5 protein-coding genes are annotated in these 18,209 nt (G+C 66.6%); 1 reads left to right on the top strand and 4 read right to left on the bottom strand.

Features of this window, described 5'->3' with window-relative positions; all coding sequences use genetic code 11:
- Nucleotides 1-80: 80 nt before the first annotated feature.
- The 3 genes from GCN75_RS10500 to GCN75_RS10510 are packed head-to-tail and all read right to left on the bottom strand — an operon-like array spanning nucleotide 81 to nucleotide 16,205.
- A complete protein-coding gene (locus GCN75_RS10500; protein ID WP_193317447.1) occupies nucleotides 81-1,178 on the bottom strand; it encodes an OmpA family protein in 1,098 nt (365 codons plus the stop codon).
- A gap of 8 nt (nucleotides 1,179-1,186) precedes the next feature.
- Nucleotides 1,187-4,492, bottom strand: a complete 3,306-nt coding sequence (locus GCN75_RS10505) for a hypothetical protein (protein ID WP_152282471.1) — start codon at nucleotides 4,490-4,492, stop codon at nucleotides 1,187-1,189.
- A 52-nt stretch (nucleotides 4,493-4,544) separates the two neighbouring features.
- On the bottom strand, nucleotides 4,545-16,205 hold the full coding sequence (locus GCN75_RS10510) for a DUF7933 domain-containing protein (RefSeq protein WP_193317448.1): 11,661 nt from the start codon (nucleotides 16,203-16,205) through the stop codon (nucleotides 4,545-4,547).
- 594 nt (nucleotides 16,206-16,799) lie between these two features.
- Between GCN75_RS10510 and GCN75_RS10515 the strand changes: the two genes are divergently transcribed.
- Nucleotides 16,800-17,549: a YceI family protein gene (locus GCN75_RS10515; protein ID WP_226941267.1), complete on the top strand. Its 750-nt coding sequence runs from the start codon at nucleotides 16,800-16,802 to the stop codon at nucleotides 17,547-17,549.
- Here GCN75_RS10515 and GCN75_RS10520 read toward each other — a convergent pair.
- Nucleotides 17,512-18,141 (bottom strand): LysE family translocator, encoded by a 630-nt coding sequence (locus tag GCN75_RS10520; protein ID WP_152282473.1) that lies wholly within the window; start codon nucleotides 18,139-18,141, stop codon nucleotides 17,512-17,514. The two genes, GCN75_RS10515 and GCN75_RS10520, sit on opposite strands and share 38 nt — an antisense overlap.
- Between the last annotated feature and the right edge of the window lie 68 nt (nucleotides 18,142-18,209).

Raw genomic sequence — 18,209 nt, forward strand, 5'->3', positions numbered from 1 at the left:
GCGTAGTGATCTGCGCAACACATGCTGTGTGCCAACAAAAGCATCATAACAGCGGCATATGACGGGCTTATGACGTAGCGCTAAGGTGTGCTGCCCTTCTTTGCAGAACTCTTGATACCCGTCAACTCGATCTCCACCCGGCGGTTCGGCTGCAGACAGGCGATCAGGGCCGCGCGCGGCGCCACCTTGTCGCAGGCGGCGACGGGTTCGGCCTTGCCCTTGCCATACGCGCTGATGACATTGGCGATGCCCTGTTCACGCAGCAACTGTTTCACCGTCAGGGCGCGCCGTTCGGACAGGGCCTGGTTATAGCTGTCCGAGCCCAGGCGGTCCGTATGCCCCGTCACGGACAGCGTATCGATCTGGACATAGCCCTGCTTCAGGCGCGCCGCCAGGTCGCGGATTTTCTCGACGCCCTGCGGCAGCACGTCGGCCGCGCCCGCCTTGTCGAAGCGGAACAGGGCATCCATGTCGAGCGTGATGCGCTCATGCCCGATGCGCGGGGGCGGAGGCACCGGCGGTTCCGGCTCCCGCTTCGGCTGGTCGGCCGGGCACGCCGCTGCGGCGGACTGGGCGGCTGCCTGCGCATCTTCGGCCAGTTGCACGTACGGGTTCGCGTGGCGCCAGCCCTGCTGCTTGTATTCATTGCCCGCATGCACCAGTTCCACTTCGCCGCACGCCACCTTTTGCGCTGCGCAGGCAAAGCCCGGCGATGCATGCAGCTTGCCGAAGCTGGCCCACAGGTCGTCGCGCAAGCGCGTGGCGTCGTTCACCAGCGGCGTGGCGTCGCCGGGATTGGGCGTGCTGCCGTCTTCCAACGCGGCAACGATCTTCGCCGATTCCTGCAAGGCTTGCAGGGGAAAGGCCGAGCGGTCGTTGCGCGTGTATTCGTGGAACGAGACGTCGAGCCAGCATTGCGCCTTGGACAGGTAATAGTCGCCCACGCGCACGCCGCCATCGTTGAGCTTTTTGATGCGCTCCTGCAGCAGGCGGTAGGCTTGCTGGTCGGCAGAGACGGCCTGGTCGCTGATGCGCAGTTGCGGCATGGCCAGCGGCGCCGCCGACAGGGTCGGCGTGACTGCCTGGGCCAGGCCCATGGCCAGCAGGCTGGCCAGCGGCAGCAGTTTCATCATCGGTGTCATGGTCGGTGTCAACATTGGTGTGATTTTCGGAGTCATGGTAGCTTTCATGGCCGGGCCAGGGTACGGTTGATGGTGGCGTCTTTGCCTTTGAACAGGTTTTCATCGAACTTGAAGCGCAGGCGCAAATACGGGCCGCGCGCCGTGTAGTCGGCGCCCGTCAGGTCGCGGTCGGAAAAGCCCGACCAGTTGTGGCCGGCCGACAGCCACAGGTTTTGCGCCAGCAGATAACCGACTTCGACGCCATTGGCCCACTGGCGGCTGCCCCCTTGCGGACTGCCCATCACGGCCGCCAGCACGCCGATGTCCCAGTTCTTGCTGATGTCATACACGGTGCGCCCGGAAAACAGCCACGCCGTGTATTTCTCTTGCCCGGCGGGCAAGTTCTTGTCGTTGTTGTGCTTGGCGGCGACCCTGCCCGTGAACCACCACGGACGGCTGGGGTGATAGTCGAGGTGCGTGGAAACGATATGCGCGCGATAATTGTCGCCATCGATCTGCGACTGGTCGCGCACGGTCTTGTACTCGTAGCGGGCCAGGCCGTTGAAACGGTTGTCGTCCACGGGGCGCCACGCAAAGCCCAGTTGCGCCCGGTCCTGCAGCACATTGCCCACAGGCGCGCCGCTGGCGTCGTCGTTATTGCGCGTGTACAGCAGGTAGTTGCGTGCAAGCAAAGTCCAGTCGCGGCTCAGCTTGCGTGCCCAGGCAATCGTATTGAGCCACTGATCCTGGCGCTGGTTGCCCGGCGCGACCTCGCTGTCGAACAGGCGCCGGTACTCGAGCTTGACGGAACCCCGCCACAGGGGATTGACGGCATAGTCGAAGCCTGCCGCCACGGCAACGGCTTGCTGTTGCTGGCCGTTCATGACTTTCAGATATTCCACATTCGTGTTGGCCGCCAGCCCTTCGCCCAGGTTCCACGTGTTGCGCAAGCCGGACGCCAGCTGCAAGTCGCGCTGATTGCTGAGGCTGTAATCGATGGCGTCGCGCATGCGGTACTCGCCAAACACGGTGCCGCCCGGCATGTAGCCCGTATCGGCGCCGGCCACAAAGCTGGTGCTGCGGTCGGCCGGATTGAGCGAATACGCGGACGCCAGCCCCGTCTGGTTTTCATAGCGCGCGTACAGCCGGCTGCGTTCGGCCAGCTGGTATTGCGCGCCCAGGCCGTAGCGGTGCTGGTCCGCGTCGGCTATGCTTTTTTCCACGTCGCCATTCAGGGTCCAGCGGTCCGTGGCCTTGTACTGCGCGCCCAGGCGCACGGTGGTGGCGTCCAGCGGCACCGTCGCGCCCGTCCCTGCGCCGGGATTGATGGGCGCAAACGTGGTGATGCTGCCGCCCGTGACAGGGTCGATGGCCGTGTTGGCCGTGCCGTTGCCGAAGAAGCCGCCCGTGGGATTCAAGCCCGTGCCCAGCGGCGAGGTATTCGGCGCGATGCCGGCCGTCGACGGCATGCCGCCGCTCTCCTTCATGTGCTGGATGGACACGTCGAGCAGCCAGCGCTCGCTGGCATTCCACGCCACGCCCAGGCGCTGCGCATCGCGGCGCGCGTCCGTGCTGCGCTCGTCGCTGCGGATGGCCTCGCCATACACGGTGATGACGGGACTGAGCTTGTAGCCCGCCTTCACGCCCGCCTCGCCCCGCCCGCCCGTGATGCCGGCCGCCGTGTTGTTGAAATCCTTGTCGGAACGGTTCCAGAACGCTTTCGCTTCCAGCTTGTCATCCTTGTGCTGCAACTCGATCCGCGCCGCGTTGCCGCTCACTTCATCGCGCAACTCGCCCGCCTGGCCCGACGGCGTCGTGTAGATATTGCCGCCCGCGCTGTAGCTGGTGGACGTGGTGCGCGCCACTTCCAGCACGAGCAGGCTGTGCTCGCCCAGGCGCAAGCCCGCGTTGGCACTATGCAATTTGTATGGCGACAAGGGATTCTTGTCTTCCACGGCCGAGCCGCCGAGCGAGACCATCTTGCCCAGCTGCACCTGCCCATCCACGCCCAGGGTCCAGAATTTCTCGCCGCCCTGGTCCACTTCATAGCTGATGCGTATCGATTGCGGGTCGCCATTCGGCGTCAGCGCGGGGATCGCCTGCTTGAACAGGATGCGCCCGCTGAACGGCTCGAAGCTGTAATCCTCGAAGCGGCGCAGCTGCGTGGCTTGCACGATATTGCCGTTCTGGTTCTTGTCGCGCACGACGATCTCGATCTTTTCCGAGTTTTCGATGGCGTTGTTGTTGCGCACGGCGAACGGTCCCGACGTGCCGTTCGCCCGGTATTCCTCGACCACCTGCTTCAGGCTGTCGTTGATGGCAAACGCATTGGCGACGATGCCATCCTGTTCGTAATGGCCGCGCCCGCCCGTGGCCGTGCGGTTGTACTGTCCCAGTTTCCTCTGCTGCAAGTTCGCCACGGCGCCGCCGCCCGTCATCTGGCTGAAGCCGTCGCCCGTGGCAAAGTCGCCGTACAGCACGTAGCTTTTTTGCCGGTCGATGCGCACGTATAAACGGTCGCTGGAGCGGGCGTCGAAATTGCGCACGGAACTGTCGCCGTAGACGGGATAAAACTCTTCCGGATTGACATCGCGCAAGAGGCGCGCGCGCGTGTCCTTGTCCGAATCGTAGGCGGCCGTCAGCAAGGCGTCGCCACGGATGGTGCCTTTCAAAAACATCGCCGCACGGCCCGCCACATTGGCCTTGCCATTGTTGAACGCCCGGCTCCAGCGCTGGATGTCGCGCTCGAAACCGTCATTGAAACGCGACGGCGCAATGGCATCGCTCGACAGGCTGCGCTTGCTGATGATGCCGTCGATCAAGCCCACGGCCAGCATGTCGCGCAATTCCGGCAGAAAACTGATCGTGCCCTGCGCCGCCACTTTGCCGGCCGACACGCGCAGCAGCACGTCCTGCGGCGTGGCGGGGGCCAGCAGGCTGAAGACCGCTTCGCCATTCTCCACCGTCAGCTGCGTGCCGGGCGTGACCTTGTCGGCGTCGCGGCGCTCCGGTCCCAGTTCGTCCGTGCGGGCCCCGGGCAGCAGGATGCGCCCGCCGCTGGCCTCGATGGTCAATAACGCCGTGCCCGCCAGGGGCTTGCCCTGCTCATCAAAGAGGCTCACCGTCACCTTGACGGGGCTCTGGCCATCGGCCGGCACATCGTTCCCGTCCGTCTCGACGGCGATGCGCGCCACGCCCCGGTTGATGGCGTAATCGGTGGCGCCCACCTTGCCGGCGAGGAAGGAAGGCGCCGCCACGGCGGAGCCTGACGCACTGTCCGGCAAGGGCAGTTGCGCCAGGCTGGCCGCCGGCAAGGCCAGCAGGGCCAGCGCGGCGGCCATGCGCCGAGGCGCGGGGAGAGTTCTCTTCATGGCTTGTTTCTCTTTGGCGGCATTGGCAAGCGGCAAGTAAGGTGGCAGAGGCTTATTGCACATGGCTGCCTCCTGCGGCTGGCGCCGTGGCTGGCACAGCGGCTGGCGTGGGCAGGCGGGGCGCGACGACAGGCTGGTTGGCGCTGTCCGTCGCCTGGGCCGGCGCGGCGGCCGGCTGGCTGCTGAAGCTCAGGCCCCCTCCCTTGCCGCCCTCCCTTTCCACGCTGCGCACTTCGCCCTGGGCACGGCGCGCCTTGACTTGCTCGAGCACGGGATTCGAGCACGAACCCTCGATGAAGTCGGCGCGCAGCAGCTCGCCGTTCTTGGTATCGAGGAACAGGCTGTGCGGATCGCCCAGGTTGCGGTTCGACGCTTCCATCATGCGGCTGGCGCGCGGCAACGTTGCGCCGTCGACCTTGATCACATGGCTGTTCGGCGTGATGCCGCAATAGCTATACTTGCCTTCCACGTCCGTGGTGAAGTTCGTGCCATCCTCCATGTACAGCCGCACGCCCGGGATGCCCAGTTCCTCGGCGTCCTGCACGTGGTTGTTGTTGCAGTCCACAAACACCTTGCCGGCGATGCAGGCATCCGTCGTAAACACGCCGCCCGTCACCTTCACTTTCGCGCGCGCCTCGTTCGACGGCGGGCCGTTGGTGGTCGTTGCCTGGGCCCGGTTGATGCCGTCGCCCTGCAGCGAACCGACGCCCACGCGCAGGCGGTAGCGGAAGCTGACGCTGGCGTTCGGCGCCAGCGATTCCAGCTTAAAGCTCAGCTGTGGCCCCGGCTTGCCGGAGGGATCGGGCTGCACCACATTGTTGCGCGTGGTGGTGCCGTCGATGTAGCGAAAGCCGGCCGGCAGTTTGTCGAGCACGCTGACGCCGAATGCCGTCGCCACGCCCGTGTTCTTCACCTCGATCGTGTATTGCAGGCTGTCGCCGATCTCGGCCTGGGTCTTGTTGACGCTCTTGCTGATCAACAGCATCGGCTTGTCCTTCGTGTTGAACACCACGGGCGTAAAGCTGGGCGGCGTGGCGCCTGGCGTGGCCGGCAGCAGCAGGGTGTCGGCCGAACTGGCCAGGGCCAGCACGCTGGCGGGCGCCACCGGCGTATTGCCGCCATCGGCACCGCTGTAGCTGTGGCCGATATTGCGGCCGCCTGCTTCCGAGCCCGGCATGGTGCTCGCATACACCTGGTTCAGCTGCGCCACGGTGGGGATAGCCGCCACGCTGCCGAAGTCGACCAGCACCGTGAAGACGATGTTGCAGCTTTCCTGCGGCTGCAAGTCACCCATGCCATTGAGCAAGCCAAACACGGTGGCGCCATTGAAGTCGGGATTGGCGACGCAGGCCGTGGCGCTGGCGGGCCGCGCCGTGACGGCCAGGCTGCCCGGCTTGAGGGCGACGCTGGTGGCCGTGGGGAAGACGGCGCGCAGGTTTTCCGCCACCTGCACCATGGTCGAGGTCGGGTAGCCGGCAGGATAGCGGTTGGCCGCCTGCACCGTGTAGCTGATCTCGAACTTGCTGGCATCGACTTGTTGCTGCGCCGACACTGCCTTGATGACATCGACCACTTGCCGCAGCAACACCACGGGCGTGGGCGTGTCTTCGCCCGTGTAGGCGACGCCGCCCACGGTATCCGAAGCATTGCCATTGCGGTTAGGGTCGACCTTGTCCGCCAGCGCCGCCACATCCGCTGCCGTGGCCGCGGCGCCCGCATGGCTGCCGCCATTGTTGGACGCATCGAACACGAGGCTGCCCACGGGGGGCGTGTACGTGGGGTTGGCGGCGATCACGCCAGCCGCCGGGGCGGGCGGCACGCTGATGGCGCCGCCCCCGTTGGCGACAGTGCCGGCCAGCGCGCTGGCAAACACGCTGTTGTTGTACTGCGGCAAAGTCGTATCCTGCACCGTGATTTCCACGGTGAACGTAATGACGCTCAACTCGCCCTCGCCCAGGGCCGCATCACCGCTCAGCAAGCGCAAGTCGCTGCCGCCGCAACCGCCCGTAAAGCCCGGGTTGACGGCCAGTTGCCGGCTGCCGCCAATGGCGGGCGCGGCAGGCGGCGCGACGATACGGCACGCGACGGGTTCGGGGAAGGCGGCGCGCAGGCTGTCGAGCGCCTGCACGTTTTGCGCCGCGCCCTTGCCCACGTTGCGGATCACCACCGTATACGGCACGGTGAAGACCTTGGCCGACAACTGGGTCACCTTGCCCACGCCCAGCGCCGCGCCGATGGCGGGATTTGCCACCTCCGTGACGGCCGTGCAATCGGACGCCTGCGCACAACGCGGCAAGTCGGGACCGGCGGGCACGATGGTGTTGCTCAACGTGCCGCTGGCCGCCACTTTCGCGCTCACCGTGACGGCGGCCACGGCGTTCGGCGCCAGGCCGGCCGGCACCGTGCACACCAGTTTGTTCGCCGCCAGCGGCGCGCACGTGGTGGGCGCGGCCGGCGTGACGACGATCTCGGTCAGGCTGGCGGCCAGGTCGTCCGTCAAGGTGATGGCGGCCGTGGTGGCGCCGCTGCCGCGGTTGGTGGCCGTGATGGTCCAGCTGACGGTGTCGCCGATGCTGGCATTGGCCTTGTCCGCCACTTTCTTCACCATCACGCTGGGGCTGGTGACATTGGTGCTGGTCTGGCAATCGGCCGGCGCCAGGCACAGTGGCGCATCGGGCCCGGACGGCACGACGCGGTTGAGGGCCGTGCCCGCCTGAGTGACGGTGGCCGACACTTCCACGCTGGCTTCGCCGCCATTGCCGATCAGGCCGGCAGGCACGCTGCAGGTCAGCACATTGCCTGCCACGGGCGCGCAAGTGGCCCGCACGGGCGTGAGCACCACATTCGTCAGGCCGGCCGGCAAGGTGTCGACCAGGGTCATGACGGCGCGCGTGGGGCCGGTACCCGTATTGCTGGCCGTAATCGTCCACACGACGGTGTCGCCCACATTGGCGCTGGCGCGGTTGACGCTTTTCCGCACCGCCACTTTGGGTCCCGTCAGCACGATGCTCGATTCGCAGCTGTTCGCCTGCGCGCAGGCCGGGTTGTCGGGTCCGCTCGGCATCACGCGGTTCGACAGCACGCCTTCCAGCGTGCCCGTGGCCGTCACGCGCACGCTGCGCGTGCCATTGCCGATAGCCAACTGACCAGCAGCAATGCTGCAGCTTTGCACGCTGTTCGCCACCCAGTTCGCCAGCGGCGGGCAAGTCACGCCCGCATCGGCGTTGACCGCCAGCACCGTCAGGTTCGGCGGCAGGATGTCCGCCAGGGTCACCACGCCCAGGTTGGCCACGCCGCCGCTGTTGATGGCGGTAATGGTCCAGATGATGCTGTCGCCCACGTTGGCATTGCCGACGTTGGCCGTCTTGGTGACGCGGATCACGGGACCCGGCATGGTCACCGTGGCCGTGTTCGGCAAGTCATACTGCACTTCCGTCGAGCTGGTGGCGATGATGCTGACGATGGTCGACACATTGCTGGCCGGCTGGATATACGACAGGCCAAAGCTGTGCAGTTCGTTGGCCGCCAGGCTGGCGGGCAAGCCCGTCACCGTCAGCATGCCGCTGACGGCGTCATAGCTGCCGGCCGCGCCGCTCAAGGTCACGCCCATCAGGCCTTGCGCCAGTTTCAGGCTGTACGTCACGTTCTCGGCCGTGCCGGGACCCACGTTGCTGTAGCTGACGATGCCGTTGATCTGGTCGCCGGCACTGGTGGTGCCGGGGAAACCGTTCAGGGTGGTGGTCACGTCGACCAGCAGCTTGATGGCCGTGGTGGTGGTGGTGCAGTCCGCCGCCTGCGCGCAGACAGGATTGTCCGGGCCGCTTGGCAACACCGTGTTCTGCAGCACGCCGGCCGCGCTGGCCGTGGCCCGCAGCACCACTTGCGCCTGTCCGCCCGGCGCCAGGCCGGCCGTCACGCTGCACGTGACGATATTGCCCGCCACGGGCGCGCAGGTGGCCAGCTGCGTGGACAGCACTTGCACGCCGCTGACGCCTGCCGGCAGGTTGTCGGTCAGCACGATGGCGGACTTGGTCGCGCCCGTGCCGCCATTGCTGGCGGTAATGGTCCAGGTCAGCAAGTCGCCCACGCTGGCATTGCTCTTGTCGACGCTCTTGCGCACCGTCACTTGCGGCGCGACGAGGGTCGTCGTGGCCTGGCAGGCGCCGGCCGTATCGCAGGCGGGGTTGTCGCCACCGCTGGGCACGACGCGGTTCGACAGGCTGCCGCCCACCGAACCGCGGCCCGTGATGACGACCTTGCGGCTGCCATTGCCGGCGGCCAATTGACCTGCCGCAATCGTGCATGACTGCACGCTGCCGGCCGTCCAGCTGGCGGCCGGCGGACAGCTCACGCCCCCATCGGGCGTCACGCTGAGCACGACGATATTGGCGGGCAACACGTCGGCGATGACGACGGCGTTTTGATTCGGCAAGTTACCCGTATTCGTGGCCGTGATGCTCCAGGTCAGGATATCGCCCACGGCCGCGTTCACCTTGTCGACCGTCTTGCTGGCGCGAATCACGGGGCCAGGCAAGTTCGTCGTCGCCGTATTCGGCAAGTCGTTGACGATTTCCGTGGAACTGGTGCCCACCACGCTGGTGATGCGCGAGCTGTTGCTGGCCGGCTGGGTGTAGAACAGGTTGAAGCTGGCGCTCTGGCCCGCGATCAGGGTGGCCGGCAAGCCGCTTAGCACGTACATGCCCGTGGCGCTGTTGTAGACGCCGCTGATGCCGGGCGCGCCGCTGACGGGGCTGAGGGACACGCCACCCAGGCCCGCTTCCAGCTGCAGGCTGTAGCTCATCGTTTCCGCCACGCCGGGACCCACGTTGGCAAACGTCACCACGCCGCGGATGGCGTCGCCCGCGTTGCTGCTGGCGGGAAAACCGTTGAGCGTGGTGGTCACGTCGACCAGCAGTTTCGACACCACCGTGGTGGTCTGGCAATCGCCTGGCACGGCGCACGCGGGGTTGTCCGGCCCGCCCGGCAGCAATGCATTGACGAGGCTGCCCGACAGGGTCGCCGTGGCGCTCAGCTTGACGGTGGCGCTGGCGCCGGCGGCCAGGCCGGCCGGCACGCTGCAGTTGACGACATTGCCCGCCGGCACGGCGCAAGTGACGGGCGCCGTCGGCGTCACCAGCACGTTCGCCAGGCCCGCAGGCAAGGTATCGGCCAGGGTGGCGATGGCCGTGCTGGGACCGCTGCCGCTATTGCGCAGGGTCAAGGTCCACGTCAGGGTATCGCCCACGTTGGCGGCCGTCTTGTCGACAGTCTTGCTGGCGTTCAGCAAGGGCGAACTGACGGTGCTCGTGGTGCTGCAATCGCCCGCCTGCAGGCAGACGGGGTTATCCGTGCCGCTGGCGCTGACGCCATTGACGAGACTGCCAGCGGCGGCGGCCCGCGCCGTCACTTGCAGCGTGGCATTGCCGCCGGCGGCCAGGCCAGCCGGCACGCTGCACGTGAGCACATTGCCGGCCAGCGGCGCGCAGGTGACGGGCGCGGCAGGCGTGACGACGATATTTGCCAGGCCGGCCGGCAAGGTGTCGGTGAGAGTGGCGACGGCCGTGCTGGCGCCCGTGCCGCTGTTGGCCAGGGTGACCGTCCACGTCAGGCTGTCGCCGATGTTCAGCGCCAGCTTGTCGACGCTCTTGCTCAGCGCCAGGCTGGGGCTGGTGATGGTGGTCTGCGTCTGGCAGCTGTTGGCCTGGAAGCAGGCCGGATTGTCCGGGCCGCTCGGCATGACATGGTTGGCCAGGTTGCCGCCCGCGCTCGCCTTGCCGGTCAGCACGATCTGGCGCTGGCCGTTGCCGGCCGCCAGCTGGCCGATGGCCACGCTGCAGCTCTGGCTGCTGTTGGCCACCCAGCTGGCCAGCGGCGGACAGGTGACGCCGCTGTCGGGCGCCACATTCGTCACGACGATATTGGCTGGCAGCAAGTCCGTCAAAATGACGGCGCCCTGGTTGGCCAGGCTGCCCGTGTTGCTGGCCGTAATCGTCCAGATAATTTCCTCGCCGACATTTGCCACGGCCTTGTTGGCCGTCTTGCTGACGCGAATGATGGAGCCGGGCATCGTGACGGTGGCCACGTTGGGCTGGTCGTTCGGCACTTCCACCGATGTCGTGGCGATGCGGCTGACCACGGTCGACAGGTTGCTGGCCGGCTGGATGTAGCTGAGCTGGAAGCTGAAGCCCTGCCCCGCCGCCAAGGTGGCCGGCACGCCGCTGAAGGTCACCAGGCCGGAGCCGCCGTTGTAGCTGCCCGTCACGCCGCCGAGATTGACGCCGGCCAGGCCGGGCGCCAGTTGCAGGCTGTACGTCACGCCTTCGGCCGGCCCGGGGCCGATATTGCTGAAATTGACGGTGCCCGCAATCGTGTCGCCCGCATGCGTGCTGCCGGGAAAACCGTTCAGGGTCGTGGTCACGTCGACCAGCAATTTCACGGCCGTGCTGGTGGTGCTGCAATCGCCGGGCTGCGGGCAGGCAGGGTTGTCGGGGCCGCTCGGCACCACCGTATTGACATAGGCACCGGCCCCATTGGCCACGCCCTTGACGACGATATTGAGCGTGGCGCCTGCCGCCATGCCGGCGGGAATGGAACACACGAGCTGGTTACCGTTCGGCACCGCGCAAGTGGCGGGCGACGCGGGCAACACTTGCCACAGGGTCAGATTGGCCGGCAAGGTGTCCGTCAGGGTGACGATGCCCATGGTCGCGCCCGTGCCCGTATTGGCCACGGCGATCGTCCACGTCAGCGCCTCGCCCACGTTGATGTTGCTCCTGTCGACGGTTTTACGCACGGCCACCTGCGGGCTGAGGATGGTGGTGGCCGTCTGGCACGAAGCGGCCTGGGCACAGGCGGGATTATCGGGTCCGCTCGGCAGCACTTTGTTGCCCAGGCTGCCGCCGGCCGTGCCCCGGGCCGTGATGGTGATGCTGCGGCTGCCATTCATGGCGACCAGCTGGCCTGGCGCGACGGTGCACGCTTGCGCGCTGTTGGCCAGCCAGCTGGCCAGCGGCGGACAGCTGACGCCCGCGCCCGGCATGACGGACAGCACCGCCACGTTGGCGGGCAGGATGTCGGTCAGGGTCACCACGCCCAGGTTGGCCAGGCTGCCCGTATTCGTGGCCGTGATGGTCCAGGTAATCGTCTCGCCCACGTTGGCCGTCGTCTTGTCGGCCAGTTTCGTCACGCGGATGATGGGGCCGGGCACGGTTGCCGTGGCCGTGTTCGGCAAGTGGTTCGCCACTTCCACCGAGGTCGTGGCAATGGTCGACGTCACCATCGACAGGTTGTCGGCCGGCTGCGTGTAGCTGACATTGAAACTGGTGCTCTGGCCATTCGCCAGGCCCACGGGCAAGCCGCTGAGGGTGACGACGCCCGTGGCGGAATTGTAGCTGCCGGCGGCGCCCGTCAGGACGACGTTGCTCAGGCCAGGCGTCAGTTGCAGGGTGTACGTGACGCCTTCGGCGGGGCCAGGTCCCACGTTGGCGTAGGTGACGGTGCCGGAAATCATGTCGCCCGCCAGGGTATTCGGCGGGAAATTATTCAGGGTGGTGGTGACGTCGACGAGCAGCTTGACCACCGTGGTGGTGGTGCCGCAATCGCCGGGCAACACGCAGGCGGGAGTATCGGGACCCGATGGCAGCACGCTGTTGACGGCGGCGCCAGCCACGGTGACCGTGGCGCTGACGACGATTTTCGCCGAGGCGCCGGGGGCCAGGCCGGCCGGCACGCTGCATGCGAGGTTCTGGCCCGCCACGGGCGCGCAGGTGGCGGGCGCCTGCGGGCTGACGACGACGTTCGTCAGGCCGGCCGGCAAGGTATCGGTCAAGGTGACGGCGCCCGTGCTGGCGCCCGTGCCGCTATTGCTCACCGTTAAGGTCCACGTGAGCGTGTCGCCCACGTTGATGCTGGCCTTGTCGACGGTCTTTTTCACGGCCACGTTCGGGCTGGTGACGGTGGTGGTGGTCTGGCAATTGGCCGGCGTGGCGCAGGCGGGATTGTCGACGCCGCTTGGCACGAGGCTGTTGGCCACCGTGCCGGCCGCATTTGCCACGGCCTTGATCAGCACCGTTGCCTGCATGCCGCTGGCCAGCCCAGGCGGTATGGTGCACGTCAGCGTGTTGCCGGCGGGCACGCCGCAACTGGCGGGCGCCACGGGCAGGATCTGCAGCGCGCCCACGTTGGCGGGCAAGGTATCGGTCAGGGTGATCGGGCCGTTCGTGGGGCCGCTACCGCTGTTGATGGCTTTCAGGGTCCACGTGATGGTGTCGCCGAGGTTGACGGTGGTCCTGTCGACGCCTTTCGTCACGGCCACGCTGGGGCTGGTCACCGTGCTGGTGGTGGCGCAGGCGGCAGGCGTGGCGCAGGCCGGGTTGTCGGCGCCGGACGGCACGACGCTGTTGTTGTAGGTGCCCGCCGCGGCAGGCTGGGCCGTGACGATGAAGCCGGCGCTGCCGCCGTTCGCGGCCAGGCCGGCCGGCACCGTGCAGGTGAGGATATTGCCCACCGGCGCAGCGCAGGTGGCGCTGCCGACCAGCGCCACGTTCAGGTTCAGCAGGTTGGCCGGCAAGGTATCGGTCAGGGTGATGGGCGCGGTGCTCGCGCCATCGCCGCTATTGGTCGCCGTGACGCTCCAGCTCAGGGTGGCGCCGATATTGATGCTGGCGTGGTCGACGGATTTCGTCACCGCCACCTTGGGGCTGGTGATCGTAGTGACCGTGCGGCAGTTTTCCGCCGTGGCGCAGGATGGATTATCGGGGCCGGTCGGCATGATGCGGTTGGCCAGGCTGCCGCCCGCCGTCGCGTGCGCCGTGATGGTGACGCTGCGGCTGCCGTTCAGGGCCGCCAGCTGGCCGGCGGCGATGGTGCAGGTCTGGGTGCTCGACGCCACCCAGGCCGCCAGCGGCGGGCAGTTCACGCCGGGACCGGGAAGCACGCTGGTGACGGCCAGGTTGGGCGGCAGCAGATCGGCCAGGCTCACGACGCCCTGGTTGGCGATATTGCCCGTATTGCTGGCCGTGATCGTCCACGTGATGTTCTCGCCCACGTTGGCCGTCAGCTTGTCGGCCACCTTGGTGACGCGCACGTTCGGCCCCGGCACCATCACGGTGGCCGTATTCGGCAAGTCGTTGGCCACTTCGACGGAGGTGGTGCCGATCACGCTGGTGACAAACGAGGTGTTCGTGGGCGGCTGCGTATAGCTGAGATTGAAGGTGACGCCCTGCCCGGCCGCCAGGTTCGGCGGCAGGCCCGACAGGACGATGAAACCCGTGCCCGCGTTGTACACACCCGTCACGCCGCCGACGGACACGCCCGTCAAGCCAGGCGGCAATTGCAGCGTGTATGTGACGTTTTCCGCCGCGCCCGGTCCCATGTTGCGGTAGGTAACCGTGCCGCTGATGGCATCGCCCGCATTCGTCGAGCCGGGAAAGCCGTTCAGGGTGGTGGTGACGTCCACCAGCGCCTTGCTGACCACCGTGGTGGTCTGGCAGGCGCCCGCCGTGGCGCAGCTGGCGCCATTGCCGCCGGACGGCGCCACGCTGTTGACGAAATTGCCGGCCGCCGTCGGCACGCCGGTGAGGCTGACTACGGCACTGGCGCCCGGCGCCAGGCCGGCCGGCACGCTGCAGCTGAGCGTATTGCCGGCCAGCGGCGCACAGGTGGCGGGCGCCGTGGGCGTGACGACGATGCTGGCCAGGTTGGCCGGCAAGGTATCGGTCAGGGTCAGGGTGGCCGTGGTGGCGCCCGTGCCGGTATTGTTCGCCGTCAAGGTCCACTGCACGGTGTCGCCGATGAAGGCGCTGGTCTTGTCGACGCTTTTTTGCACGCGCACGAGGGGACTGACGATGCCCAGGCTGTCGCTGTCGACGTTGTTCGCGGGGATAGGGTCCAGCGTGCTCGCGCCGGCCGTGGTGGTGATCGTCAGGCTGCCGCTGGCGGGCAGGTTGAAGGTGGAACTGCAATTGATGCGCGAACCGGGAATGAACGGCGACACGGGCGCACTGCAGGTGGCCGTGGCGCCGGCGGGCAAGCCGCTCATCACGCAGGTGGGCGCGGCCGCGCTGTCGGGACCGTTGTTCGTGCACACGCCCGTCACCGTCACGGGCGAACCGGCATTGTAGGGACCGGCCGGCACCGTCGTGACGGCTTGCATGTCCGCCTGCAGGCGGCGGTTGCTGATGGTACAGGTGACGGGCGCCTCGGGCATGGTGAAGTTGCCCCCGTTGGCCGCGCCGCTGGAAATGACGGCCGCCGTATCCGTACGCACGCAGCTGTAGCTGCTCTGGTACTGGGCCAGCACGGTGGCCGTGCCCGCGTTTTCCGCAAACGTCGCGAGGTTGCCCACGCGTACCACGGCGCTGGCCGTGGCGCCGTTGCCGCCCTGCACGCCCGCCGTGCCGTTGGCATTCATGATGAACAGGCCGCTGTCGCTGGCCGGCGCCAGCACCTTGAGCACCGTCAAGGTATTCGTCCTGACGGTGGCCGTGGTGCTGCTGCTGTTGTTGCTCAGATCGCTATCCGTTTCGTTGGGCGACACGGTCACGTTGGCCGTATTCACGATGCTGGCGGCGTCCCCCGGCGTGGCCGTGATCGTCACCGTCAGGTAGGAGCCCGCGGTGGGATCGCTGACGGCGCCATTCACGGGCAGGTTGCCCATGGTAATGCTCACATTGTTGCTGCCCGAACCCGAGGTTTTCGTGCCGCAGGAAGCGCTGCCGCTGGCGGCGCAGGTCCAGCTGACATTGCTCAGGCTGGCCGGCAGCACGTCGCTGAAGGTGGCGCCCGCGCTGAGGGCCGGACCGCGGTTCCACACTTTCATGGTGTAGCTCAGGGGCTTGCCGACGGAAAACTGCGCCGGGCCCACCTTGCTGACGGCCAGGTCCGTCTTGCTATTGGTACAGTCGGCATAGGAGCTGGCCAGGCTGGGGTCGCGCAATTGTGCTGCGGGAATAATTTCCGTCACATTGTCGGGACGCGTCCAGCGCATGTGCAGATAATTGATGCCGCCCACGTTATTCCACAGGACGCGGGCCAGATAACAGCCGCCGGGCGTGGCGCTATTGAAATTGCCGGCCAAATTCTGGAAATCCGTTTCATTATTCGAATATTCGGCCACGCTGCCCACGGCCACGTTGTACACGGTATTGCGGTAATTGGTCGAATACTGGGTCGAGAAATCCACCTTCACGTCATCGTCGTGCGCGACGCTGAATTTGTAATTGCCCGCCTGCGGAAACACCACCAGCGTGTACATCACGCGGCCCATGATCCAGGCGCGGCAGGCAGGGGACGTCTGCTGCGTATCGAAGTTGCATAGCTGCCCGGGATTGGCGGCCGTGCCATTGGCCCAGTCCAGCTGCGCCGAGGTGCCCGTGCGCGCCGCGTTGGCGGCGGGATTGGCGGCCAGCGCCGCCAGGCTGGCGAGCCGGCCCGTGCTGCCCGCGTTGAAGCCGTTGTTGTAATTGGGTGCGGGCGGATTGGCCGGCACCCGCTCGATGCCGCGGTAATCCTCCCACAACACCTGTGCGGCAGCGGGCGCAGCGGCGCCCAGCAGCAGGGAAGCGAGCACCAGCGGCACAACATGACACTTGGAAAGATGAAACCGGCGGGTGCGGCCGGCAAGCGCGGCCAGCATGCCCAGATAGCGCCCGGCGGACGAAAAAGCTGCATGGCGGCCGGAACGGCCTGCCGTTTCCTGGTGTGTTTTGATCATGTTGTTCGCTAAGAAATGTACCGCTGCAAGATGCAGGACAATATAAAAATGACATTTATTTGTCATGATTATATGAACAAGTAACAGTTCAAGCGTACGACAACAGTGCTTTTTTTGTTTCCAACAATGAAATTAAATTATCTCGTTGATATTTCGCAACACATTCCTCAAATTAATCGTGTAGTCACGCTGACATTCTATTTTTTACTGCATACTGATTAGCTCGACATAATATTTAAATTATCATTTACATAATCATGCGAAACTATCAAACGCGTAGTTTGTTTTCCAAAAGAAATTATTAATGCCAATTAACAGCATTTACTGAAATACGCCTCTTCCCTGCCTGCGCGGCAAATTCCCCATTCGCTCCTGCGCCGCCGGATATTCTTTTTCCGGCGCCTGTTCTTGATACCAATTTCACGGCATACACGTCCATTTCCCTGCAAGACAGGGCAGGCAGCAGGGGGAATTGGTCTTGCAAAACGGACGCGCAGGCGTCGCGGCTATCGCACCGGTGCCCGGATCGCTTACTATCGCCCCATCGCGCCCTGCGCCACCACCGTGCCATCCCTTTGCCAGGAGTCCTCATTGATGCCCCATGCCCATCGCCGCCTGCTGCTGGCTTGCGCCTGCGCCTTGCTCGCGGCCTGCAGCCCGTTCGCCCCGCCGCCCGCCGCCTCGCTCCCGGCCGCACCCGTAGCGGCGCCAGCCATGCAGGCGCCGCCGTGGCAGCAGCCGGGCGTGCGCATCCTGCACATCGCCCCGCAGGACTCCCTGCTGACCATCACCGTGCGGCGCGGCGGTGCGCTGGCCCGCCTGGGGCATGACCACGTGGTTGCCAGCCGCACCCTGCAGGGCGTCGTGGCGCCCGCGCCGGGACGCGCGCAATTCCAGTTCCGGCTCGACGAGATGAGTGTGGATGAAGCTAGCCTGCGCCAGGCGGCGGGGCTGACGACGACGCCGTCGGCGGACGCCATCGCGGGCACGCGCCACAACATGCTGGTGCGCGTGCTGGAAGCCGAACGCTATCCGTGGGTGCGTATCGACGCCCGGCGTATCGACGCCCGGCGCACTGGCGACGGCGACGTGCTCGACGCGGACATCACCCTGCATGGCGTGACGCGCACCGTGCAGCTGCCCGTGCGGATCGAGATGGCGGCCGATGGGCGGAGCCTGCAGGCCAGCGGCAGCCTGCTGTTAAAACAGAGCGATTTCGGCATCGTGCCCTTCGCCGTGCTGGGCGGCGCCATGGCCGTGCAGGACCAGATGGAACTGGCGTTCCGCATTACCGCCCGGCAGGAGATCAGCGCGCCAGGATCAGGCGCAAGCCCAGGCCGATGAAGATGGTGCCGGCCACGCGGTCCAGCCACAGGCCGGCGCGCGGGCGGCGGTTCAGCCACAGGCCCACGGCGCCGGAAAAATAGCCGAGCAGGCCGAACAGCACGCAAGCCTGCGCCGTGAAGACCAGGCCCAGCTGCGCCGTCTGCCAGCTGGCATTGCCCTGGCCCGCGACGATAAACTGCGGCAGGAACGAAAGGAAGAACAGCACGACTTTCGGATTGATACTGTTGGCAAACAAGCCCTTGCCGAACAGGCGCAGCAGCGATTCGTCGGGCAAGGCCGCCGCGCCATCGACCTTGGCGCCGCCGCGGCTGCGCAAGGCACCGATGCCCAGCCACACCAGGTACAGGCCGCCAACCACTTTCAGCGTGGTAAAGGCAGCGGGCGAGGCGGCCAGCAGGGCCGACACGCCGATGGTCGCCAGCACCGTGTGCGTGAGGCAGCCGAGGGCGCAGCCCAGGCCGAATGCCATGCCCTGGCGGCGCCCGCGCGACATGCCCACGCCCAGCACCATCAGGTTGTCGGGGCCGGGACTGGCGGTAATGAGGACGGCGGCGGCCAGGAAGGCCAGGAACTGATCGGGACTGAGCATGGAAGACTCGCAGGCAAAAGGCGACATGATACCGGAGCGGCCGCCATGCCGGCAGGACATGAAATTGC

The sequence above is a fragment of the Janthinobacterium violaceinigrum genome (assembly GCF_009208555.1).
In the GTDB taxonomy this organism is placed as follows: Bacteria; Pseudomonadota; Gammaproteobacteria; order Burkholderiales; family Burkholderiaceae_D; genus Janthinobacterium; species Janthinobacterium violaceinigrum.